The sequence below is a fragment of the Vibrio ezurae NBRC 102218 genome (assembly GCF_000467185.1).
Taxonomy (GTDB): Bacteria; Pseudomonadota; Gammaproteobacteria; order Enterobacterales; family Vibrionaceae; genus Vibrio; species Vibrio ezurae.
Map to the genome: position 1 here is coordinate 62,676 of NZ_BATM01000021.1, position 22,136 is coordinate 84,811.

Consider the following 22,136-nt stretch of genomic DNA (forward strand, 5'->3'; position numbering starts at 1 on the left):
CAATAGCTTATTGCGGTTTAATCTTCTTATGTTGAGGTTTAAACCGCTCTGGCCAATACATCACCACATATCCCGCCGACACCCACACCACCAATAACGTTGCAATCGTCAGCTCAAAGAAACCAAATGTGTGTAGCCAATACCAATTGTCATGGTGATATTCAAACCATGTGGTGAGTTTGGACATCGCAATAGCACTGATCACTGAAGGAAAGGTGACCGCTGCAATAGACGGTTGAAATTTAAGTCTGAGTAGGTTGATGTAACAAAGATAAATAAGCAAGGTCATGGTGATGGCAATGCCCGCCAATGCGCCAGTTAAGATAGGGTCAGGATCAGGGAAATTCACCAAATAGGCGGCCAGCGTTAAGTTGATTGGAGCGGCCATAATAGCCAGAGTCGGACGCGCATTTCTAGGGAGCTTACCAAAGAAAACCAACCGATAGAGCACGACAGGCAGCATAAAGAAATAAATGCCTACACAAGTCATGACGATGGTTTCAGAAAATACAGTGTGCCCAAACTGGGTTGCTGCAAGGGAACTACTGATCACCCCAACAGGGTATAAGAACCAGCTAGGCACAATATTAGACATCTTAAAGTTGGCGATTTGATAGCCAAAAAATAACGTCATCATAGTAATGTGTAACAATAGGGCAAGCACCCAGAGCGGGTAGGCTATATAGGGTGATATCACTGCAAGATAATCACAGAGTATTAGCAATGCCATACTCATTGGCGCCATTAAACTGCCTCTAAGAGGGTGTTTAATATCGGCTTTAAACGTGGAAACGCTAGTGAGGTACTTCATTAACACTGGGGTTAATAGCAGTGCCCCGAAGCAGGCAAGGAAAGGGCGTATGGCCTCTCCAATAGGAGGGATATATAAAGCCCATGCTTGGCCTAAGCCAATGACACCCAGCGCCAATGCGGCCTGAGAAGGCGGTACATTTTGATATCGTGTAAAACGTTTCCAGTCCAACAAGCATTCCTATTTAAAGAGTCTTTTTATTATTTCGCTTTTCCCTACAAAAAACAGGGAAAAGCGGCAAATAATAGCAAGATCACAGCTTGTACTGCAAATAGTTTACTACTCAGTCGGAAGATCGTCTTGGCGTAGCTTATTATTCTTCAGCGTTCTGTTAAGCAGTTGGCTGTAGATAGGTTGACCACCTAGTAACTGAGCAAATATAACGGCACCTAAGCTGGTGATGATTAATGGCAGAATTAAGTAATAGTTGTTGGTCATTTCAATAACCAATAAGATCCCTGTGATAGGCGCTCGAACAGTGGCAGCAAACAGTGCCCCCATACCTGCAATAGCGAACATGCCAGGAGTAATAGGAAGGTCAGGAAATGCTGCTTGTGCAATAAGGCCAAAAGCGTAACCAAACAGAGTACCTAGTGCGAGCATCGGAGCAAAAATACCCCCTGGTGCGCCAGAGCCAAAACACATCATAGTGGTTATGATTCGGGCCGCAAATAGGAACAGTAACAGTTTTACACTAAAGCCACCGGTGGTGATGGTTGGAATTAAATCGATACCACCGCCAGTCACCTCTGGAAGGTACAACAAAATTAACCCGAAAGTACCACCGATCAAACTGCCCGTGATTAGGTAGCGACCACGTTTGTTTTGATGCAGTTTAACAAAGGCGTCTTGAGAGAAGGTCACTAGGCGGTTGAAGAGCACACCAAAGATACCAAACATGACACCGAGTAATAAAAACAGCCATAAGGTCGACAGTTCTGGCGATGCATATTGAGGCGTTTGAATAACCGCATATTGTCCGTTAAGAGCGCGGAAAACAATGGTCGCAGAAATAGAGGCGATAATAACCGATTTAATTGAAATTAGAGAGTAGCGGAACTGAGGACGCATCTCTTCAACCACAAACATTATCGCAGCAAGGGGTGCATTAAAAGCCGCTGCAAGACCAGCCGCAGAGCCCGCTGCCAGTAGAGAGTGTCGAGTATCGTCATTCTTAACGCGGAAAACATCGCTGATCATTCGGCCAATTGCGCCACCCATTTGCACAGTTGGGCCTTCTTGACCCAGCACCATACCTGAACCTAATGTACCCATACCGCCAAAGAATTTTACTGGAAGTACACGCCACCAACGTACAGGTCTAACGCCTTCCATTGCCCCTTCGATTTCTGGGATACCTGATCCTGAAGCTTCTGGTGCAAATCTATGTACAAGGTAGTAACCGATAAATGCTAATCCCGCACTGATTAAAAATGCGGCTAACCATAGTGGTAAACCACCGATGGAGCTTTTTAGCCAGTCTGTACGAGTATCCGAAACAAAGTGAACGGCAAGTTCGAAGGATGTGGACACGAAACCTGCGAGAATACCTACGACAATTGATAATAACAGTATTGAAATTGAGCTGACATCACGTGAGAAAAATTGATTAATCGCATCCTTGGGCACTTTTGCTAATAGGGACCGGGTGATTTTTTCTCTGTTTGTCATTTTTGTAAGCCTTAGCACTAATTATTAGGTGAGGTATCGATGTAAATAATACGTTTATATGTGAATAACTATAGGATAATAAAGCGTATATTTTCCATTAGTTTACATGGTTTATATAAGAATAAACCTCGCTATTTTGTCATTGTAAACTTGCACTTTTTGTAAACTTAGCCATAGTTAAAGTGTGAGGTAAGCATTGAATCTTACAGGGAGGACAGAGTGCCTCACATTGAATAACATGTTTAGTTAAAACATTTCGTTAAACATAGTGTTATCGCAATAAAGCTGAAGAGCTTAAAATACTTTAAAGCTCGTTAAATGTTCTCCGGTATATTACCCGCGAGATTCGCAAACTCACGATTGAGTAACGAGACCATAAGGCGCATGCAAAGTGCGCCTTTGTGTTATTTAGTGTAGTCATAATATCACTGTACGCCTCATTAATTTTCTGATTATTTATTCCAAAAACGTAAACTTGCTTTCCGATAAATCACACTAATAACTTGTTTGAATTTCAGACGGTAACTGTATAATTCCCCATCAATTTTAAGCGGTCTGTTGAGTATTTAGATCGTCTTTTTAGCGATATGTTTTAGTCGTTGGTGAGGTATGTAATGAAAGTGGTCGAGTATGTATTGATGTCGGGTTTATTGATTGGCATCGCATGCACTATGTTTGGTTCGTTAACCGCTCATGCTGGTGATATTTGGGGAACGGTGCTGGCGATAAAATAAACGATTTTAAATCCACCATCTGCCAATAAGATACGTTACGGATGACGTTCCTTTCTTTTTGCCATGCTATTCATTGCTGATTTCTCTTTCTTTGTTACTGCCTTTTATCTTCCTCAGTGCATTTGAATCTTGTAAACTCATTCGACTCTTTGTATTTGATTGTTCAGGCTTTACATTATGTCGACGAAAACCCCTACTAATATCATTACTGGTTTCCTCGGAACCGGAAAAACAACCGCCATCTTAAACCTACTAAAGAACAAACCAGAAGGTGAAAACTGGGCGGTTCTGGTGAATGAGTTTGGGGAGATCGGCATTGACGGTGCCTTGATGTCAGAACAGGGAGCTTTAATCAAAGAAGTGCCTGGAGGGTGCATGTGTTGCGCTGCGGGTGTTCCTATGAGCGTGGGCATTAACCTATTACTTCGTCAAAAGCCGGATCGCCTGTTAATAGAACCTACAGGCTTGGGTCACCCTAAGCAGGTGATGGCAACGCTGACCTCAGAACAATACCAGCCTTACATTGAGCTACATACCACCATTACTATGACTGACGCTCGTTATTTTGATAATGAGAAGTACACGTCAAATGACAATTTTAAGCAGCAGCTTGCTGTAGCGGATGTCATTGTGGCAAATAAGAATGAGCTTGCTGAGCCATCACAAAATAGCGCTATGCAAGCGTGGCTAACTGAGCAGGGACTGACGTCTCATGTTGTAACAACTTCAAACGGTGAGTTGGATATCGCATTGCTAGATGAAGTGATTAAAACCAATACCACGCAACAACAAATTGAAGAGCACCATCACCATCATGCGGCTATGGAGCCTCAGTTTGCAATCCCACCCAACCAAACGTTCGTAAGAAAAGAGAATAAAGGGCAAGGGTATTTCAGCTGTGGTTGGTTATTTGGTCCTGAAGTGCAGTTTTCTTTTGATGATGTGTTTTCATTGTTCTCAGACATTACTGCTGAGCGCTTAAAGGCTGTCATTAATACCGAAAGAGGTTGTTATGCCTTTAACGTAACGAATGGCGTGGTATCGGTTAATGAAATGACCTTAGAAGGCTTCGAATCCCGCCTTGAAGTGATCGATAGTCAACTTCTGCCTTGGGATCAGCTAGAAGGTATTCTTCTTTCTATTGCGGGTTTAACGGCTGATGAAAATCAGTGACCTGATATAAAGTCATTAAAGGCTTGAATAATGTCTTGTGCCCCATCTTGCAGACTGCCGATGGGGTCAACACTCATAAACTGCCATACTTCTTCACCAAATATCGCCATAATTAATAGTGCTAAGACGAATGCAGGTAGGAGATAGCGTCTAATCATATTTCGTACTCCGCTAAAGAAGTCAGCGTATTGCTGTATGAAATATAGTCGATTAGACGCCATTTGGCTGTTTTTTGTGAGGTTAACGTTTATTACGTAGGTAACGTTTACGTCGCTCTTCTTTCTTCTTCGCTTTCGCTTCTTCTTTGCGAGCGGTTTCAATCTCTACTTCAATCAGCTCTCCACTGATCATTTCTGGCAACTCTAAAGTCACCTGACCAAGAATACCTTGTCGCAGTTCGTGCAGCAGTATTTCAGAGGCTTTATGCAAATCCACTCGACCGCCAGAACGCAGTGCACCACGTTTACGGCCAATCGCCTCCATGAGTTCGATTTCTGTATCAGGCAGTTCTTCCAGTTGATAACGCTCTTTAAGACGCTCTGGGTATTGCTGCGCTAAATATTCAACCGTATAAAACGCCACTTCGTCATATTCCATTGCGGTGTCTTTGATAGCGCCGGTGGCCGCTAAACGAAAACCGCTGTGTGGATTCTCTACTTTTGGCCATAAAATCCCCGGAGTATCGGAAAGAATTACGCCATTTTGTAAATTAATACGTTGCTGACGACGAGTCACCGCAGGTTGGTTACCTGTTTGAGCGATAGTTCGGCCTGCAAGGGTGTTAATAATGGTGGATTTACCGACGTTAGGAATCCCCATAATCATAGTACGAATGTTTTTGCCCATAGCTTCACGGTGCGGCGCAAGCTTGCGACAAATTTCCATGATTTTGTGGATCTCTTGTGGATTCTCCGTAGTTACTGCCATTGCTTTGACGCCATCTTGAAGCTCAAAATGCTCAATCCAACGTTGGGTTAATTCAGGATCGGATAAATCACGTTTATTTAATACTTTTACACATGGTTTATCTCCTCGTAATTTAGAGATAACAGGGTTCTCAGAAGAATAAGGAATACGAGCATCTAACACTTCGATGATGACATCAATCTGAGGAATGACTTCCTCAATCTCTTTGCTCGCCTTATGCATGTGTCCAGGGAACCACTGAATAGTGTTATTAACCATTTGAAAAATATACCTTTTGATTAGATGCTTGGCGGGTGGGGAGTGGGTGGAGTACGGATTCGTACAGCACACTAAAGCCCTCGCCGTGGTCATTTTGATGCCACGATCATAGCATTGATGCTGGTTTAGCGGAAATATTGCGTGCTAATGGCACAAAAAAGAGAGGTTTTGGTTTTTTTGTGTCATTGATAAACAAAAAAGCAGCGATGAGACCATCACTGCTTTTATTTTCATGTAGTCATTTCATCTATTTAGCTTTGTTTTTGATTCAAGTTCAGTTCAAAGCGAGACAGTGAAAGAATTAGAATGCGTAACGTACACCTAGAGCCGCATCCACACCGAAGTGGAAGCTATCAGGGATATTCACACGTGGCGCTAATGACGCAAAGCCGTCCCACTGTGGAGCGAACTGCCAATCAAGACCTAGAGGTACGCGAATACCGTAGTCGTTGAAGTGGTTACTTTCGTTTTCTTCCCAGTAGCCGTAGTAGCCGTTACCTTCGTCGCGGTAACCATTGCGCCAGTGATGACAGTTGCCGTTGTTATCAACGCTATCACAGTAGTTATGTCCAGCAACATATGGGTGAGAAACCCAATGACCGTGGTCGCCATGCCATGTTTTGTTGAAGTCATAGAAACCACCTACAGCAACGTAGTAGGTGAAAGGTAATCTAGGAGAAAAACGCTTATCTTTTACGATTTTGTAATCAGCAGAAACGCCGTCATTACCAATGAACGCATCGATAGTATCGTACAGCTCAGCATTGATACCAAAGCCTTGATCAAAACCTAAACCTAGTTTGAAATCTGAGTGGTTTTCATAGCTACGTGGTTTTGTGTTTACAGGCGTGCCTGTGTCAGCATAAGCGGTAACCGACGTTAACAGCACACTTGCTGCAACCAAAGCTTTAACTTTATTCATGTGATTCCTATGATTTATTGTAAATTTGTCTCGATGATTCTTATCATGTTGTGACTATTATCACAGTAAAGTTTTAAAAAGTTCAATTTAGCGGGCTTTTTTGATGTGGAAAAATAATTTGCATAATTGCAGAGTGCGCTATTTTAATAGGTTTATCAGTAAGCTACGAAGCAAATAGACATTAAAAAATGAATGTGAATATTTTTAATTTAATGGGTGAAAACGGCTAAAAAACAAGGCTATAACAATGAAGGTTCATATTAAAATAGTGACAGTTAGAATGAAGATTACGATATAGTGAAGCCCATGTTAAAGCGGGATTGATAGGTGCAGTAATGAATATTAAAGAGTTCTCTGAACGGGTTGAATTATCGTCTTATACGTTACGGTATTATGAAAAAATTGGTTTACTTAAGAATATACAGCGCAATAGCAGTGGGCATCGCGTTTATAACATAAAAGATCTGCAATGGATGGCATTTGTGAAACGCTTGAAAGAAACAGCGATGCCTCTTGAGGATATTTTGCGGTATGCAAAATTAAGAGAGCAAGGTAGTGATACGGTGACTCAGCGTCAAACTTTGCTTGAACAGCACCATGAGAATTTGCGTTTGCATATTTTACAGCAACAAATCCACCTTGCAGCGTTAGAAGATAAAATTGATTTGTACAAAAGTGGTAAAGTGGGTTGACTTAGAGTGAACTCTAACTTGTAAGCTATACCTATCTTTATGAAATAGGAACCGACTAATGACTCAATCTCGCTTTGAATCTGGATTAGAACTGCTTACTCAAATTGATGGAGAAGCAGGACAAAATGTCATCGATAGTTTACAAGATATTTGCCCCGATCTGGCAAAATATACGATTGAATTCCCTTTTGGTGATATTTACGCTCGAAGTGGCTTAGATCTTAAATCTCGCGAAATTGCCACAGTGGCCGCCCTTACCGCTCTAGGCAATTGTGCGCCGCAGTTAAAAGTTCACTTAAATGCTGCGCTGAATGTCGGTTGCACAGAAGAGGAGCTCAAAGAAGTCATTTTGCAAATGGCCGTTTACGCCGGCTTCCCAAGTGCTTTGAACGGTATGTTTGCTTTCAAAGAAGTTCTTGCTAGCCGAAATACGGCTTCTTAGTCGAAATAATCGCTTTAAAGAGTATCAGCACATCAAAGTACATTCCTGTCATTAAACAGGAATGTAAATTTCAATACTTCTTCCTTCAATACCTGATCCTATGAGTGCTGTGTGGTAATATCGCCATCAATTTATGCTTTCTATTAGGTCATCTATGTCATTTTCCACGCTGGGTTTAAGTACTCCTATTCTCGATGCAATCAGAAAGGTGGGTTACGACAAACCCACAGACATTCAACAAAAAGCAATTCCAATCGTGTTGGAAGGAAAAAACCTTATTGCTGCCGCTCAGACGGGGACAGGTAAAACGGCCAGCTTTGTGTTGCCTATTCTAGAGATGTTGAGTAAAGGTGAGACGCAACGTAAAAAACGCATTCGCGCGCTTATCGTTGTGCCAACTCGTGAGCTTGCTATTCAGGTAGATGAAAAAATAAAGCAATATGCGAGTGAAACTAAACTGACGTCAATGGCAATGTTCGGTGGGGTTGATTATCAACCTCAGAAGCAAGGCTTAGTTGATGGTGTGGATGTATTGGTTTCTACGCCAGGACGTTTAATCGATCTTTACGGCCAAAAAGCGGTGTACTTTGAAGAAGTTGAAGTATTGGTGCTGGATGAAGCCGATCGTATGTTGGATATGGGTTTTATTGAAGACATCAATAAGATCATTGCTCGTTTACCGCAAGACATTCAAAACTTGCTCTTTTCCGCTACATTATCTAATCCTGTTCGTGATCTCGCCAAAAGTGCCATTGATAGTGCGGTAGAGATCTCTATTGGTAAGCACAGCGCTTCTAAGTCAAACATCGAGCAATGGTTAGTGACCGTCGATAAAGATAAAAAATCAGCGTTACTGGCACATATGATTAATGAATATCAGTGGGAACAGGCGTTGATCTTCATTGAAACCAAGCATGGTGCAGCCAAACTTGCCGCGCAGTTAGAAAAACGAGGAATTCACGCTGAAGCCTTTCATAGTGGGCGTAGCCAGCATATTCGCGCGCAACTACTTAATGATTTCAAAGCGGGTAAGATCCAATACATGATTGCTACGGGCGTAGGTGCGCGTGGTATCGATATTCACGATTTACCAAGAGTGATTAACTACGATTTACCTTACCCAGCAGATGAGTATGTACACCGTATTGGACGTACTGGTCGTGCAGATAAAAATGGTGAAGCGATCTCATTTGTATCAAAAGACAACTTTAAAAACTTGTGCATGATTGAAAGCCGTCTTGGGCATTTAATTGAAAGGCGTGAAATTGAAGGTTTTGCACCGCGTAAAGAGGTGCCGATTTCTATCCTCAATTATGTGCCAAAGCATAAACGTGAGCCGAAAGATTAGTCTTTAGTCACTTAAGGCACATTAAAAAAGCTCTATAAGGTTTTCCTTATAGAGCTTTTTATTATCTGTGATTTAGCAAGAGTAAAACATTCACGTGTAGGCCTGTAGGTGCTGCACGTGTTTGGTATTTACTTTGCAGTAGCAACTGTAGCGTCAGAAGCGACAACTGTTGCTGAGATAGTAGGGCGACCAACAGGTAGAATAGTACGACCGTACTCACCGTTTAGCACTTGAGCCATAGCAAAGTAGATTGCTGATGCGCCACAGAAGATACCTTCAATACCCGCTACAAAGCCGATAGTGTGGTTACCAGTGAACTCGTGCGCTGCAAGCAAGAAGAATAGGATCGTTAGAGAACCAAAGATAACTTGCTTAGCGACAGGGTAGCGCAGTGAACCAATAAACATAAAGCCTGTGAAGATACCCCATAAAACAAGGAACCAAGCCATGAAGCCTGCTGGGCTTGCTGCTTGACCCATGCTAGGCATAACAATGATGCCTACAAGTGTTAGCCAGAAAAGGCCGTATGAAGTAAATGCTGTTGTTCCAAAAGTATCGCCACGTTTAAAGCACATAATGCCAACAATCACTTGGCTCAAGCCACCATAGAAGATGCCCATCGCTAAGATCATTGAATCCATAGGAAAGAAACCTGCATTGTGGATGTTAAGCAAGACGGTGGTCATCCCAAAGCCCATAAGTCCAAGTGGAGCAGGATTGGCCAATTTGTTTGACATATATATACCTTATTCAAAATAGTGCGTAAAAATTAGGCATGGATTTTAAAGGAGTAGATCTGAATCACAAAACACTGAAAATGCAAACTAAGATTTCGATATGCATGTGCGCATGAGTGAGTATTTGAAGTAGAGGATAGATGGGCATTTTATCAAGAAATAAAAAAGGGAACTCGCAGTAACGAGCTCCCTTTTTATAGGATCAATGATGAATGATCAGTTTGTGCGAGGTGTTGATTTTGCGTATACCAAGAAGCCTAGTACCGCAATCAAGCATGACAGCGCAAATGAGGTAACGTGCGAAGGAATAAATCCATACAACGCATAACCTGTTCCGCAGATTGCAACAATGACAAATAATGGCAGTGCAGGTACGCGAATGAGTCGCTGAGCATTTGGCTGAGTAACACGTAATCTCCATACACCGATGAAGAGTGATGCGTAGATGATCCACATCAGTGCAATCGGTAAGTCACCGTACAAATCGAAAATATTTTTTTCAATTCCTGTGGTAACCAATACAAAGCCGACGATCATGTAAGTAGCAAGAACGGCTAGCATGGTAACGCCAGAACGTACTGGTAAGTTGGTTTTTGGCGAAACTGACAGTAGAGCTTGTGAGCCTGCAAAGTTGCGACGCATCGCAAGAGAGTAGGGCATACGCATGCCTAAAAGCATTAAACCGTTAAAACCACCCAGTGCAGAAATAACAATAAACAGTGATAGTGTTCGACCTAGGCCTTCACCGAAGAGTAAGTTTGCTACTTGAGAAACGCCCATTTCGCCATTTACGTATGCAGGGCCTTGAGCAACTGAAAGTAGACCTAGAGTGAAGGTCACGTATACCAACCCGATAATCACTAGACCACCGACCATAGCCAGAGGTAAGTTGCGTTGTGGGTTCTTGATTTCGTGCGCGATAGTGGTCACGTATATCCAGCCATCTAACGCAAACAGCACAGGGATTAGCGCAGCTGCAATAGCAACACCAAAGCTGACTTCTGTTACTGAAGCTACAGCATCAGCAGATGCTACAACAGCGTCACCTTGGTAGAAAAAACCAAAAACTGCGATAGACAGCAGTGGAATAAGTTTGATGATAGTCGCAGCGCGTTGTAAGAATCCGCCTAAAGACTCAGCAAGCAGGTTCGCGCCAGCAATCACAATGAAGTATATCGCGCAAAGACTTGCCAGTAGCGGAGTTGTTGGGTCAACTTGCAAGAACGCGCAAGTAAATACCGCTGAATAATAAAGAATAACCGCTAGGATAAGCGGGATATAAATGACCGTTTGTACCCAACCAACAAAGAAACCGAAGCGTTCGCCCCATGCGGTTTCACTAAATGACATCAGTCCACCGGTTTTTGAACCCATAGACGCAATTTCTGAGATGACCATGGCCGCGATAGTCGTTAATACTGCCGCTAAAACCCATGCAATAACAGCGTATGTACCATTACCACCTGTCGCACTTAAAACAGGACCTGTTTTAAAGAAGATGCCGATACCTACCACAATACCAACCACGAGTGACACCGCTGTGCCTAAACCGTATTTAGGCTGTAACTTTTCGTGCACTTTAAATTACCTCTATTAATACCTAGCAAAATACTCGACCGCATTTGCGACGAGAATATAATTAAAATCCTTATAAAGGTGTGCAGTCTAAATTAATGAAAAAAAATGCGAGCCACAATACCTTCGGCGGTAGCATATAGAAGCAAAGGTGCACTTTAATTCGGCTAAATCTTAGATTTCATTTATGGTGGTGCGGGTTGGTTGGCGAAAACTAGCGAATAAAGGATTGGGCTTGTTGAATTTGACGGATAACCTTGGCTCTGTCTACACCTAAGTGATTGGAATCTAAAATCATCGTCCAATGAGCGATAGCTTGTGAATAGCGAGCGCTAAGGAAGTGATCAGATGCAATAAGCTGTAACGCGGTTTCGTTAAAAGGTTCCATTTCTAAGGTCATGTCGAGTAGACGCTGTACATTTGGGGTGATGGTTTGCGAGTGCTGATAGTAAAGTGCGCTAGCAAGGGCGGCAAATTGACTAGCGTAAGGTGTTGTAGACAGTCTGATGGCATAGTCAAAACAGGTGCTCGCGGAATCAAATTCATATTGCGCCATATACAACTGTCCAAGCTCAAACCACGCCTGTTGATCATTCGGCGATGAAGTGAGTTGCTGTTGTTTCTCTGCTAATAATTCCTCAAGAGTCGGCATTTGTTTGGCGACTGGCACGCTTGGCGTAGGATCGTGCATCAATGCCCACACAGCGAAAGTACAAGCAAACAACAAAACACCGCTCATAACGGACAGCTTCAAATTGGCTTGCTGAGGACGCGCGGTGCGCAACACAGTATAAAGGATGGCGATGGCAAGCAATGCCAAACCGATAAACGCCAGATATGTGATTAGCATTGGATCCCTCCTATTAATAGCGATGTCTGAAAACTGAATACCAGAGCATTGAATGACAGTGCTAGGTATGAAAAGGCTCCGAGGAGTCGGAGCCTAGTCTATTAATACAACAACTTAGTAAGTTGCTTCGCGTTTTTTAGCTTCTTCGTCCCATTGTGGCACAAGCGTTTTTAAGAAATGCTCTTTTTCCGCTTTCATTCCTTCCATATCCATACCAAGCACTGCTTGCGCTTTTTCTTTGGTAGAAATGTCTGGTATTTGAATTGGGTCAGTAATGCCTTTCTTCGCTAGTAAACGAATCACTTTAGTTCGGGCATCAGCCGCTTTATCCACCGCAGTACCAAGCACTTCTAGCGCCACTTCAGGAGCATGCATATGAACGCCGTGTGAGGCGATAGCGTAATCCCAACGCCATTGAGCGTGACGAATATCCATTAAAATAGGCTTCATCTCTTCTTCAGTTGCGCCTGCATCCCATGCCGCTTTCGCTTCAAAGTGCGCCGCTACTATTTGTTTCTCTGCGGTTAGCTTCATGCTTAGTACTTGAGCTTTGCGAGTAGACACAATGTTTTGTAGCTGATCTTTGCTCTGGGTATGACAGTTTGCACACGTATCTTCAAAGCGATCAAATGGGTTACCAATCTTATGGTCGGTATACACAGTGCCGTCTTCGTTTTCTACTTTAGGCATATGACAGTCAACACACACAACATTATTTTTGCCGTGAATACCGTCTCGCCATGTCTCATAACCTGGATGCTGTGCTTTTAGCATTGGCGCTTTAGAGACGCCGTGTGTCCAGTCAGCAAAATCGATAGCGTCGAAATACACTTCCATTTCACCCACGGTGGTGCCCATATCCCATGGGAACTTAACCGCATTGTTAGCGTTTTTATCAAAGTAGTATTCAACGTGACATTGCGCACACACACCGGCTTGCTGATCTAAGCGTGATTGCTCTTCAAAAGGTTTGCCGATGGCTTTAAACGCACGTTCTGTATAAGGGCGCGTTAAGGCTAGCTCAGGCTCACCATTTTTGAACTTATCACTTTTGGTATTGTGGCAGTCAGAACAGCCAATAGGGTTAACCACTTCTGCGCCTAAACGAGCCCATTTGCCGGCAAAATAACCGTCTTCACCTTCTTCATCAATTAAACGCGCTACGTCAGGGCTTTTACAGCTCCAACATGCCATCGGCATAGGGCCAGATTCTCCGTCCGTTGGGCCGCCAGTACGCAAGGTTTCTCTGAGATCTTCCACCGCATAAAAGTGACCACGCGCTTTATTGTAATCTTTAGCAAAGCCATAGCCTGCCCATAAGATCACCATATTAGGGTCTTCTGCCAAAGCGTCTTCCAGTTGTTCACTTTCACTGGTGGCTTTCCAGCTTTGATATTGATCAGGATGAGCCTGTTCAAATGCCGCATTACGCGGATCAAAGCGCTGCTCTTGTTCTGTTGACGCATAAGCATTGAGGGTTATTAACCCCAACAAAGCTATGGGCGCTAACACACCGAGTTTCCATTTTTTGTTCGCCATATTGTCTCCAAACTTTCATTTTATGAATTGCGTTGTGGGGCAGGTTCCTAAAAAGAATTGGAGGTGGTGACCTTATTAAAAAATATGCATTAATTCGGCCAACAGTCGAAGTATAAATGAAAAGATTGATTTCATATCAGCCAAGCATAACTAAGTTGATCCTAATCAAAAATGGCTATAGATCGCACTCACACTTATATAATATTCTGAATTTACGCTTCTAGATGAGATTAATTGCTATTTGTAAATTAATGAATTATCTGGGGTTTCTCACAAATATATAAAATAAATAAAAATAGGGGTGGGTCACTAATATGCACAATTGGACTAGGGAAGGATGTGATTGAAGGTTATTATTAAATAAAGCGTTGTGGCTTATCCTAAATAAGAATTGATTGCACTTAGCCTGAAGTAAATTGGGCTGAGAGTTGTTAATTGATGGTCGAATTATATTTATAAGAAAAATATTTCGATTTAAGGAAAGGATACAATGGGCAATATTAAATTGACCATAGCCACGATGCTTAAAGCTCTAATCGCATTGTGCCTATTTGGTTATTCTATTAATGCTTTGGCCAATGATGGTGTCCAGAACCATTCAGCGACATCCGAACGCTTTAAAGTAGAGTTCACTCGTGACAAAGACTACAAATGTACTCAGTGTCACAAGGATTCTAAACACACTTTAGCTGAATCTCATGGGCAAAACGTTATTGATAAAGTCGGTAAAGAAGTAAATTGTACCGATTGTCATAGCAACATAGGACCGGATCACAGAGACGGTGCCTCTACCGTCGTCAAATATTCTGATGCACAGTCTCGCGCTGGGACAGATAAGCATCAGCTACCACCAGAACTGATTCTAGAAGCTAACGCAGCTTGTACTGATTGTCATACGCCAGAACGTTTGCGTGAAGCTAACTGGACGCACGACGTACACGCTAAGAATCTCACCTGTTCAAACTGCCACACGGTTCATGGAACCGATGCCAAGGTGCTGTCACATGACCACAAGGCAATCGTTGGTATGTGTGTGGACTGTCATTCAGACTTCAACCACAAAGCCAAAGAGTAGGAGATGATATGAGTTGTTCTAGAAGAAACTTCATAACCGGCGCGGGTGTCGTCATCTTTACTACTGGCGTAGCGGGTACCGCGGCATTATCAAGCCGTCGCTCATTTGCCAGCGGTGAAGAAGAAGCGGCCATTAAGTACGGCATGCTGCACGATGAAAATGCCTGTATCGGTTGCACCGCTTGTAGCGATGCCTGCCGAGAAGTGAATAAAGTGCCAGAAGGTGTCAGTCGTTTAGATATCCATCGTTCTGACCCGATGGGCGAATTTCCTGATGTCGAGTATCGCTTTACCCGAAACTCCTGTCAGCATTGTGAAAACGCCCCTTGTGTGTATGTGTGTCCTACGGGCGCGGCTTATAAAGACCCTAAAACTGGCATTGTAGATGTACACAAAGATAAATGCGTAGGCTGTGGCTATTGTTTAGCGGCATGTCCTTATCAAGTGCGTTTCTTCCATCCTGAAAACAAAGCGGCCGACAAATGTAACTTTTGTCGAGACACTAACCTCGCGCAAGGCAAACAACCGGCTTGTGTTGAAAGCTGTCCAACGAGCGCCCTGGTTTTTGGTGATTTAAATGATGCAAACAGCACGATATCTCAGGCGATAAAAAACAAGCCTGTATATCGTGACAAAGTAACGTTGGGCACAAAACCTCAGCTTTACAAAGTGCCGTTTGATAAGGGGGAGGTGTAACATGAGTAGTGCATTTCATTTCGACTCTTTAGTGTGGGATTGGATCATTGCGATCTATCTCTTTTTAGCGGGTATGTCGGCGGGCGCTGTCATCGTCGGGTTATATTTAAAACGCAAAGTGATAGAAGGTGATGCGGCGCAAAATGGCATCATCAAAGCGATCGCTTGGATTGCGCCAATTGGCATTATCCTTGGACTATTGATACTGATATTCCACCTAACCAAGCCGTTAGATTTTTGGAAAATCATGATTTACTACAACCCAACGTCAGTCATGTCGATGGGCGTGTTGTTATTCCAAGTGTATATGGCGGTATTGTTTGTTTGGATTGGCATTATTTTCAGAAGCCAAATCATGAACTTCTTAGGTGGACGCTTTCAGTTTATTGACGGCGTTTTACTCAAGTGTAAGCGCTTTGAAAATGGCTTGGAGCTGTTACTAGGCTTTTTGGCGATTGCCTTAGCCGCTTATACTGGGTTCTTATTATCGGCGCTGAAAACCTATCCGATGCTAAATAACCCTGTACTGCCGATTTTGTTCTTGTTCTCTAGTTTGTCCTCTGGCGTTGCGGCCTGTTTGTTATTCGGTATCTTGCTGTTTAAAGAAAGTGTCTACAGCCCAAGTGTGGCTTGGATTCACAGCTTTGAGCGACCTGTAGTGTTGTTTGAATTATTTGTTCTGGTGACCTTTTTTACTGGGCTTATTTTTGCAGGTGGACAACATGAGGCGGCCGCATGGAACGCCATCGGTGGCGGCTTTTGGTCGAACTGGTTCTGGTTTGGGGTTGTGGGCATAGGAATGCTCTTGCCACTGGCGATGAACTACTTTAGTTCGGCAACGACCAAGCATAATCGTGGCTTCATTTTAGTGGTGACAACCCTGAGTTTGATCGGTGTCTTAATGCTGAGAACATTTGTGCTGTACGCAGGACAAATGACGGTAATATAAACCGATACCAAAAATGCCCAAGCAATACCCAATATTGGCTAATAACTGATTGGTATAAATTGAATTTCTTCAATGGCTTGGGCCTATTTCTATGAGTGAGACCATGCTAGCAAACCTCGGCTTATTTTGTTTGATCTTGACTGCCATAGTCAGTAGCGCAGGCGTTGCTGTAGGTCTCTATACTGTTGCGCAGTGGCGAGTCTTTCAAACCGATAAAACGGGTCATGCGAATTACCCATCCGGTAACTCTTCATCACAGCATCGCTCAATGTGGGTACAGTCTTTAGTGCGCTCGTTTGCCTTGATTTCCTTTTTGGCATCGACCATTTCTATCTCTTTGCTTGCTTACGCCTTTGCCAGTGATGATTTTTCACTGAGCTATGTCTCCGACAATTCAAACAGTGCCTTAGCTTTGCCATTTAAAATTGCCGCCACTTGGGGCGGGCATCAAGGCTCAATGTTATTTTGGATACTGGTGCTAGCAGGGTGGGCGGTATTGGTCTCTAGGCGACACACGAAAGACAGCGATTATCATGCAAGTTGGCTGATGCTATTGCTGGTGGCCATATTTAGTTGGTTTACTTTAATTGCTTCCAACCCTTTTGTTTTAAATGAGGTTTTGCCACTGCAAGGGCGAGATCTTAATCCCATGTTGCAAGACATCGGGCTGATTATTCATCCGCCACTGCTATACATTGGCTATGTCGGATTTTCTTCGGTATTAGCGCTTACCTGCGGCTATTTATTGGCACTAGATAATTTAGGCGATGTGTTTGAAAGGCTGACGCGACATGCGTTATTAGCATGGATCTTTTTAAGTGCCGGGATCTTAGTAGGTGCGGCGTGGGCGTATTATGAGCTCGGTTGGGGCGGATGGTGGTTTTGGGACCCGGTCGAAAATGCTTCATTGTTGCCGTGGTTAACCGCGACCGCATTACTGCACTCGGTGATGGCAAGTCGCAAGCAAGGTCAGCTAAAGGTGTTTACCTTTGTATTGGCTATTGTCACTTTCTGTCTAAGTATTTTAGGTACCTTTATTGTACGCTCAGGGGTGCTAACCTCAGTGCATGCTTTTGCGGTTGACCCAAGTAAAGGTCTGGCGCTGTTGGCTATTTTAAGTCTGGTATTTATCAGTGCTTATGGCTTGCTGGTAGCGCGAGTACATTACGTAAAATCCAATGCCATCACGCATTTTGCCAGTAAAAACTTTTTGATATTAGTGTCGATTAATCTATTGGTGTTAGCCACAGCAATTGTGTTGCTAGGCACTTTTTATCCTATGCTTTATCAGCTGTTTGGCTTAGGCAATATCTCAGTCGGCGCGCCGTATTTCAATCTACTGTTTGGTCCATTAACTATACTGGCATTAATTGTGATGGGGTTTAGCCCGCTAGTTAAATGGCAAGCACAATCGGGCGCATTCCCGGTAAAGTTTCTGTTGGGTTCGCTTATCTTTTGCGGCGTATTAAGCGTGTTCTTTTTGCAGATGTACATTCATAGAAACAGCCACGTCTCTGCCTCTTGGTCTGCTTGGGCTTTATTAACCACATGGGCGGCAATGTGGATGAGCTTTACTCATATTGCGCGCTGTTTTCGCGTAAGAAAACAGGTGTATAAATACAAAGTGTATCTGGTGTCTATGGCGCATATTGGAGTCGCTATATTGGCATTCGGCGCTAGCATGAACAGCTTTTATTCCTATGAACTCACCGCAAAGTTAGGCCCAAACAGCCAAGTTCAATTTGGTGACTATCAAATCCACTATCAAAACACCAAGCTGTATATCGCCAGCAACTATACTGCCGAGCAAGGAGTGGTCGAAATTACCGCCCCTAATGGTCAAACGCATATCGCATTGCCAGAAAAACGCTATTACTCAGTGCGAGTGATGAATATGACCGAGCCATCACTAACCCCATTTTTAGATGGCGATGTGTATCTCACCCTTGGCGAAAAACTCGATACTCAGCACTACGCCGTCAGAATGCAGTTTAAAGCCTTCATCCGTTGGATATTATTAGGCGCAGTATTGACCATTGTCGCAGGAGTAGGGCTACTTGGAAGAGGCGTATTAGTAAAGCAATGGTTCACTCAAACCAAAGTAGCCAAGGAGTATCAAGCATGAAATGGCTGTTAGGTTTTGGGATTTTGTTAATAACAGCCATGCTTAACGTCAGCATGGCATCGGGGTATCAATCCATTTCACATCCCGTCGATTTATTTGAGTTTGATTCTGTCGCTCAGCAAAAGCAGGCGATTCATCTAGCCAAAACACTTCGCTGCCCAATGTGCCAAAATCAAAATTTAATCGAGTCCAATTCAGCGGTCGCGAAAGACATTCGTTTACGAGTGTTTGAGCTGATTAAAGCGGGTAGTAGCGAAGCCGAAGTTAAACAGTACATGGTAGCGCGATACGGAGAGCACGTTTTATATCAACCCAGCATGAGCTTAAAAAATGCTTTGTTGTGGGGGATTCCGTTGCTACTTGCAGTCGGGATGTTTGGTTTTATGGTGAGGCATATTCAGCGGTTGGGGAAAGAGTAGGGTTATTTAAAACCTGTTCTAAAACTGGAGTGGTTGCTTTAGGTATCTTCATAGTTCGAGTTTTTTTGAAAGTGGCGATGGTTCTAAGCTCGGAGAAAGGTTAAGACTGGTACATAAATAGATTGCATCTGAATTAGCTAAACCCCAAACACAAAAAGCTCAGCCCGAAGGCTGAGCAAAGGCTCTCTTTAGAGGAAGAGATAAGAACTACTTTTTCATCTGATTAATTTGCTGTTGCATGTTGTCAATTTGGTCAAGTTTGGCTTTTACGCCGAGCGAGGTTTGACTGATTGCGGCAGGGTTTAGCACTTGCCCTTGTTGACGAGGGTATTGATCTAGAGTGGCAAAGAATTTGCCTAGCTCGTCTTGTACTGGAACAAATAACCACATGTTATCCGCCATCCAACGAAGGTACATGCCTGATTCGTGTGGTGCTTTTTCAAATGGGTCTGCACGTAGATGGATGATTTTCGGCCAGTTAGATTCAAAACGTACTGCATCGGTGATGTTGCCTTCTAGGGTAGCGAAGTGCAGTTTCCAATCTTCCCAGCGAATGGCGTTTAGCTCACCGTTGGCACTAAAGTACAGCAGTGAATCACGAGGGCCTTTTTCTTCTTTTCCTTCAAAGTAAGGCATGAAGTTGTGGCCGTCGATGTGGACGCGCCATTCTTTTCCGTTCGCTGTGTAGCCTTTTGCTAGCTTCTCTTTTACATCCGGTACGCCAGCGGCTGCCATAATAGTTGGTAGCCAATCTTGGTGCGCCATCATGTCGTTGTAGCGAGTACCTGCTTCAATCACGCCAGGCCAGCGGACCAGTTGTGGTACGCGCATGCCGCCTTCCCAAGTGGTGCCTTTTTCTCCATGAAATGGCGTTGCGCCGCCGTCAGGCCAAGAAACGGTTTCTGCGCCGTTATCTGTTGAGTAGATGACGATGGTGTTGTCGGCTATTCCAAGTTCGTCTAGCTTGTCTAGTAAGATCCCGACATGGTCGTCGTGCTCTAACATGCCATCGGCATAAATGCTGATGCCTGATTTACCTTGGTATTTCTCTTGTAGACGAGTCCATACGTGCATGCGAGTGGTATTGTGCCAAATAAAGAATGGTTTATCGGCTTTTACCGCTTTTTCCATAAAGGCGAGAGAAGAATCTAAGAACTCTTCATCGGCGGTTTCCATGCGCTTACGCGTCATAGGGCCAGTATCTTCAATGCGACCGTCAGCGTAAGATTTAATTACGCCGCGAGGGCCGTAGTTTTTACGAAACTCTGGGTCTTTTGGATAGTAGTAAGTCTCTGGCTCTTCTTCGGCATTCAAGTGGTACAAGTTGCCAAAGAACTCATCAAAACCGTGTTTAGTTGGCAAGTGCTGATCTTGGTCGCCTAAGTGGTTTTTACCAAATTGTGCGGTCATATAGCCTTGATCTTTTAGCAGATCGGCAATGGTAGGAGCCCAATCAGGAATGCCGTGGGTTGAACCTGGCATGCCAATGGTGAGCAAACCGGTACGAAACGGTTCTTGACCGGTAATGAACGAAGCACGTCCAGCCGTACAAGATTGCTGACCATAGTGGTCGGTAAATAAGGCGCCTTCATTGGCAATACGGTCAATGTTTGGGGTTTTGTAGCCCATCATGCCTTGGTTGTAGGCACCTACGTTCCATATACCTATATCATCGCCAAAGATGGCAAGAATATTAGGTTTGTCGGCGGCTACAGCGGTTGCTGAAACGGCTAACATTCCTGCTGACATAGCCAGTTTACTGAATTGATTAGTCATTGAGACTCCATCGCTTTTTTCTAAGGAAAAGGAATTCAACGAATCAGTCCCATGAATTGCTAAGGGAAATATTAAGGCGCTCTTTGCATGTATTTGCGTTAAATCACTTACAAGAGGGCGATAAACCCGATGCGTTGTGGGGGCATAGTAAATATTGGGGAAATGCTTTGTCGCTTTATAGACCTTATAACCTTTAGTTAATTACTTGCTAACTATTTGATTTTTGGATTTTATTTGATTATTTAGAAGAGTTTGATAAGTAAAAAATGTGAGATGGCGCATCGGTTATTACCGTTGGCTATTTAAAATACTCGACTTCGAAATAAGCTATAACGACTTTCCTGTATAACCTTTTGTTATGGCGAAATTACATACAATGAGTGGATTCAATGTATGAGGGTCGATTATGAATCAGTCACAACAGGCTATTGCCAATCTAATTTCGCGAGTAGAACAGTCCGTGGTTGGTCAGAGGCATGTGGTTGAGTCGTTAGTGCTGGGTTTATTAACCAACGGGCATGTCTTGTTAGAAGGCTTACCCGGCACTGCGAAAACGCGCTCAGTTAAAGCTTTGGTCGATGCGTTAAATACCTCGTTTGGTCGAATTCAATTTACCCCAGATCTTTTACCCTCAGATGTAACGGGCACAGAAGTGTATCAAGAGGTTGTAAATTACTCAGGCAATGCCAAGCCTCAGTTGCACTTTCAAGCAGGCCCAATTTTTAACAGCATTGTATTAGCCGATGAAATCAATCGCGCTCCGGCCAAGGTGCAAGCGGCATTGTTAGAAGCGATGGCGGAGGGAACGATCACCGTTGCTGATGAAACGCATCAATTACCTGAGTTATTTATGGTGCTGGCAACACAAAACCCGATTGAGCAAGAAGGGACGTACCCATTGCCAGAAGCGCAAATGGATCGCTTTCTTTTAAAAGTGCGAGTGGATTACCCAGACGATGATGCCGAGCTTAATATCATGCGCCTTGTGCGTAGCGAAGAGACGCAAGATGACGAGGGTGATTCTTTAAGTGCAGAGCCACTTCCTGCAATAGATCCTAAATGGGTGTTTAAGGCTCGCCAAGAAATCGCCAAGGTTGAAGTCTCAAGCATCGCAGAGCGCTATATTGTGGCGCTTATCATGGCAACTCGTCATCCCCAAAGATACCCAAACAGCAAGTTACCGCGCTGGATCCAAGTAGGCGCAAGCCCTAGAGCCTCAATAGCCTTAGACAAATGCTCTAGAGCCTATGCATGGCTACAAGGGCGCAATTTTGTTGAGCCTGATGATATCCGCGCGGTGGCCCACAGCGTGTTAGGCCATAGATACACCCCTAGCTTTGATGCACTAGCAGAAGGAATTTGCGCCACTGAGATCATTGACGAGCTACTTGATCATGTCGTGATTGGCTAGCGAGAGG

20 protein-coding genes are annotated in these 22,136 nt (G+C 43.7%); 10 read left to right on the top strand and 10 right to left on the bottom strand.

Features of this window, described 5'->3' with window-relative positions; genetic code table 11:
- Positions 1 to 7 precede the first annotated feature (7 nt).
- Positions 8 to 982 (bottom strand): TDT family transporter, encoded by a 975-nt coding sequence (locus VEZ01S_RS08555; protein WP_021713631.1) that lies wholly within the window; start codon positions 980 to 982, stop codon positions 8 to 10.
- Between the two features lie 108 nt (positions 983 to 1,090).
- Positions 1,091 to 2,482, bottom strand: a complete 1,392-nt coding sequence (gene clcA, locus VEZ01S_RS08560) for a H(+)/Cl(-) exchange transporter ClcA (protein ID WP_021713632.1) — start codon at positions 2,480 to 2,482, stop codon at positions 1,091 to 1,093.
- Between the two features lie 911 nt (positions 2,483 to 3,393).
- Between clcA and VEZ01S_RS08565 the strand changes: the two genes are divergently transcribed.
- Entirely contained in the window at positions 3,394 to 4,389 is a 996-nt protein-coding gene (locus VEZ01S_RS08565; protein ID WP_021713633.1) for a CobW family GTP-binding protein, read from the top strand.
- Here VEZ01S_RS08565 and VEZ01S_RS16835 read toward each other — a convergent pair.
- The 3 genes from VEZ01S_RS16835 to VEZ01S_RS16365 form a co-directional block, all read right to left on the bottom strand.
- Positions 4,383 to 4,547, bottom strand: a complete 165-nt coding sequence (locus VEZ01S_RS16835; RefSeq protein WP_021713634.1) for a hypothetical protein — start codon at positions 4,545 to 4,547, stop codon at positions 4,383 to 4,385. The two genes, VEZ01S_RS08565 and VEZ01S_RS16835, sit on opposite strands and share 7 nt — an antisense overlap.
- Before the next feature lie 82 nt (positions 4,548 to 4,629).
- Entirely contained in the window at positions 4,630 to 5,574 is a 945-nt protein-coding gene (gene ylqF, locus VEZ01S_RS08570) for a ribosome biogenesis GTPase YlqF (protein WP_021713635.1), read from the bottom strand.
- 301 nt (positions 5,575 to 5,875) lie between these two features.
- Positions 5,876 to 6,496, bottom strand: a complete 621-nt coding sequence (locus tag VEZ01S_RS16365; protein ID WP_021713636.1) for a hypothetical protein — start codon at positions 6,494 to 6,496, stop codon at positions 5,876 to 5,878.
- A gap of 335 nt (positions 6,497 to 6,831) precedes the next feature.
- Between VEZ01S_RS16365 and VEZ01S_RS08580 the strand changes: the two genes are divergently transcribed.
- From VEZ01S_RS08580 to VEZ01S_RS08590, 3 genes are all read left to right on the top strand, one after another.
- Positions 6,832 to 7,188, top strand: a complete 357-nt coding sequence (locus VEZ01S_RS08580; RefSeq protein ID WP_021713637.1) for a MerR family transcriptional regulator — start codon at positions 6,832 to 6,834, stop codon at positions 7,186 to 7,188.
- A 58-nt stretch (positions 7,189 to 7,246) separates the two neighbouring features.
- Positions 7,247 to 7,630 carry a carboxymuconolactone decarboxylase family protein gene (locus VEZ01S_RS08585; RefSeq protein ID WP_021713638.1) on the top strand — a complete coding sequence of 128 codons (384 nt, stop codon included), beginning with the start codon at positions 7,247 to 7,249 and terminating at the stop codon, positions 7,628 to 7,630.
- Between the two features lie 154 nt (positions 7,631 to 7,784).
- Positions 7,785 to 8,978 carry a DEAD/DEAH box helicase gene (locus VEZ01S_RS08590; RefSeq protein ID WP_021713639.1) on the top strand — a complete coding sequence of 398 codons (1,194 nt, stop codon included), beginning with the start codon at positions 7,785 to 7,787 and terminating at the stop codon, positions 8,976 to 8,978.
- Between the two features lie 128 nt (positions 8,979 to 9,106).
- On the opposite strand, the gene VEZ01S_RS08595 is transcribed toward VEZ01S_RS08590, so the two are convergent.
- From VEZ01S_RS08595 to nrfA, 4 genes are all read right to left on the bottom strand, one after another.
- Entirely contained in the window at positions 9,107 to 9,715 is a 609-nt protein-coding gene (locus VEZ01S_RS08595; protein ID WP_021713640.1) for an acetate uptake transporter, read from the bottom strand.
- A 216-nt stretch (positions 9,716 to 9,931) separates the two neighbouring features.
- Positions 9,932 to 11,293 (bottom strand): APC family permease, encoded by a 1,362-nt coding sequence (locus tag VEZ01S_RS08600; RefSeq protein WP_021713641.1) that lies wholly within the window; start codon positions 11,291 to 11,293, stop codon positions 9,932 to 9,934.
- Positions 11,294 to 11,504: 211 nt separating this feature from the next.
- A complete protein-coding gene (locus tag VEZ01S_RS08605; RefSeq protein ID WP_021713642.1) occupies positions 11,505 to 12,140 on the bottom strand; it encodes a TPR domain-containing protein in 636 nt (211 codons plus the stop codon).
- A 114-nt stretch (positions 12,141 to 12,254) separates the two neighbouring features.
- Positions 12,255 to 13,679 (bottom strand): ammonia-forming nitrite reductase cytochrome c552 subunit, encoded by a 1,425-nt coding sequence (gene nrfA, locus VEZ01S_RS08610; protein ID WP_021713643.1) that lies wholly within the window; start codon positions 13,677 to 13,679, stop codon positions 12,255 to 12,257.
- 490 nt (positions 13,680 to 14,169) lie between these two features.
- Between nrfA and nrfB the strand changes: the two genes are divergently transcribed.
- The 5 genes from nrfB to VEZ01S_RS08635 all read left to right on the top strand — a co-directional run bounded on the left by nrfB (position 14,170) and on the right by VEZ01S_RS08635 (position 18,942).
- Positions 14,170 to 14,754, top strand: a complete 585-nt coding sequence (gene nrfB / locus VEZ01S_RS08615) for a cytochrome c nitrite reductase pentaheme subunit (RefSeq protein ID WP_021713644.1) — start codon at positions 14,170 to 14,172, stop codon at positions 14,752 to 14,754.
- An 8-nt stretch (positions 14,755 to 14,762) separates the two neighbouring features.
- Entirely contained in the window at positions 14,763 to 15,449 is a 687-nt protein-coding gene (gene nrfC, locus VEZ01S_RS08620; protein WP_021713645.1) for a cytochrome c nitrite reductase Fe-S protein, read from the top strand.
- Position 15,450: 1 nt separating this feature from the next.
- Positions 15,451 to 16,398, top strand: a complete 948-nt coding sequence (gene nrfD, locus VEZ01S_RS08625) for a cytochrome c nitrite reductase subunit NrfD (protein WP_021713646.1) — start codon at positions 15,451 to 15,453, stop codon at positions 16,396 to 16,398.
- Positions 16,399 to 16,489: 91 nt separating this feature from the next.
- On the top strand, positions 16,490 to 18,523 hold the full coding sequence (locus VEZ01S_RS08630; protein WP_235868462.1) for a heme lyase CcmF/NrfE family subunit: 2,034 nt from the start codon (positions 16,490 to 16,492) through the stop codon (positions 18,521 to 18,523).
- Entirely contained in the window at positions 18,520 to 18,942 is a 423-nt protein-coding gene (locus VEZ01S_RS08635; protein ID WP_021713648.1) for a cytochrome c-type biogenesis protein, read from the top strand. The genes VEZ01S_RS08630 and VEZ01S_RS08635 overlap by 4 nt, the downstream gene beginning before the upstream one ends.
- A gap of 207 nt (positions 18,943 to 19,149) precedes the next feature.
- Here the strand turns inward: VEZ01S_RS08635 and VEZ01S_RS08640 are convergent, their stop codons facing one another.
- Positions 19,150 to 20,718 carry an arylsulfatase gene (locus VEZ01S_RS08640; protein ID WP_021713649.1) on the bottom strand — a complete coding sequence of 523 codons (1,569 nt, stop codon included), beginning with the start codon at positions 20,716 to 20,718 and terminating at the stop codon, positions 19,150 to 19,152.
- Between the two features lie 406 nt (positions 20,719 to 21,124).
- Between VEZ01S_RS08640 and VEZ01S_RS08645 the strand changes: the two genes are divergently transcribed.
- Entirely contained in the window at positions 21,125 to 22,129 is a 1,005-nt protein-coding gene (locus tag VEZ01S_RS08645) for an AAA family ATPase (RefSeq protein WP_021713650.1), read from the top strand.
- Positions 22,130 to 22,136 lie beyond the last annotated feature (7 nt).

What these genes read in the sequence shown, in the direction of transcription:
- clcA (WP_021713632.1), bottom strand. Translation starts at nt 2,482, where the DNA reads ATGACAAACAGAGAAAAAATCACCCGGTCCCTATTAGCAAAAGTGCCC.
- VEZ01S_RS08565 (WP_021713633.1), top strand. Translation starts at nt 3,394, where the DNA reads ATGTCGACGAAAACCCCTACTAATATCATTACTGGTTTCCTCGGAACC.
- VEZ01S_RS16835 (WP_021713634.1), bottom strand. Translation starts at nt 4,547, where the DNA reads ATGATTAGACGCTATCTCCTACCTGCATTCGTCTTAGCACTATTAATT.
- ylqF (WP_021713635.1), bottom strand. Translation starts at nt 5,574, where the DNA reads ATGGTTAATAACACTATTCAGTGGTTCCCTGGACACATGCATAAGGCG.
- VEZ01S_RS16365 (WP_021713636.1), bottom strand. Translation starts at nt 6,496, where the DNA reads ATGAATAAAGTTAAAGCTTTGGTTGCAGCAAGTGTGCTGTTAACGTCG.
- VEZ01S_RS08580 (WP_021713637.1), top strand. Translation starts at nt 6,832, where the DNA reads ATGAATATTAAAGAGTTCTCTGAACGGGTTGAATTATCGTCTTATACG.
- VEZ01S_RS08585 (WP_021713638.1), top strand. Translation starts at nt 7,247, where the DNA reads ATGACTCAATCTCGCTTTGAATCTGGATTAGAACTGCTTACTCAAATT.
- VEZ01S_RS08590 (WP_021713639.1), top strand. Translation starts at nt 7,785, where the DNA reads ATGTCATTTTCCACGCTGGGTTTAAGTACTCCTATTCTCGATGCAATC.
- VEZ01S_RS08595 (WP_021713640.1), bottom strand. Translation starts at nt 9,715, where the DNA reads ATGTCAAACAAATTGGCCAATCCTGCTCCACTTGGACTTATGGGCTTT.
- VEZ01S_RS08605 (WP_021713642.1), bottom strand. Translation starts at nt 12,140, where the DNA reads ATGCTAATCACATATCTGGCGTTTATCGGTTTGGCATTGCTTGCCATC.
- nrfA (WP_021713643.1), bottom strand. Translation starts at nt 13,679, where the DNA reads ATGGCGAACAAAAAATGGAAACTCGGTGTGTTAGCGCCCATAGCTTTG.
- nrfB (WP_021713644.1), top strand. Translation starts at nt 14,170, where the DNA reads ATGGGCAATATTAAATTGACCATAGCCACGATGCTTAAAGCTCTAATC.
- nrfC (WP_021713645.1), top strand. Translation starts at nt 14,763, where the DNA reads ATGAGTTGTTCTAGAAGAAACTTCATAACCGGCGCGGGTGTCGTCATC.
- nrfD (WP_021713646.1), top strand. Translation starts at nt 15,451, where the DNA reads ATGAGTAGTGCATTTCATTTCGACTCTTTAGTGTGGGATTGGATCATT.
- VEZ01S_RS08630 (WP_235868462.1), top strand. Translation starts at nt 16,490, where the DNA reads ATGAGTGAGACCATGCTAGCAAACCTCGGCTTATTTTGTTTGATCTTG.
- VEZ01S_RS08635 (WP_021713648.1), top strand. Translation starts at nt 18,520, where the DNA reads ATGAAATGGCTGTTAGGTTTTGGGATTTTGTTAATAACAGCCATGCTT.
- VEZ01S_RS08640 (WP_021713649.1), bottom strand. Translation starts at nt 20,718, where the DNA reads ATGACTAATCAATTCAGTAAACTGGCTATGTCAGCAGGAATGTTAGCC.
- VEZ01S_RS08645 (WP_021713650.1), top strand. Translation starts at nt 21,125, where the DNA reads ATGAATCAGTCACAACAGGCTATTGCCAATCTAATTTCGCGAGTAGAA.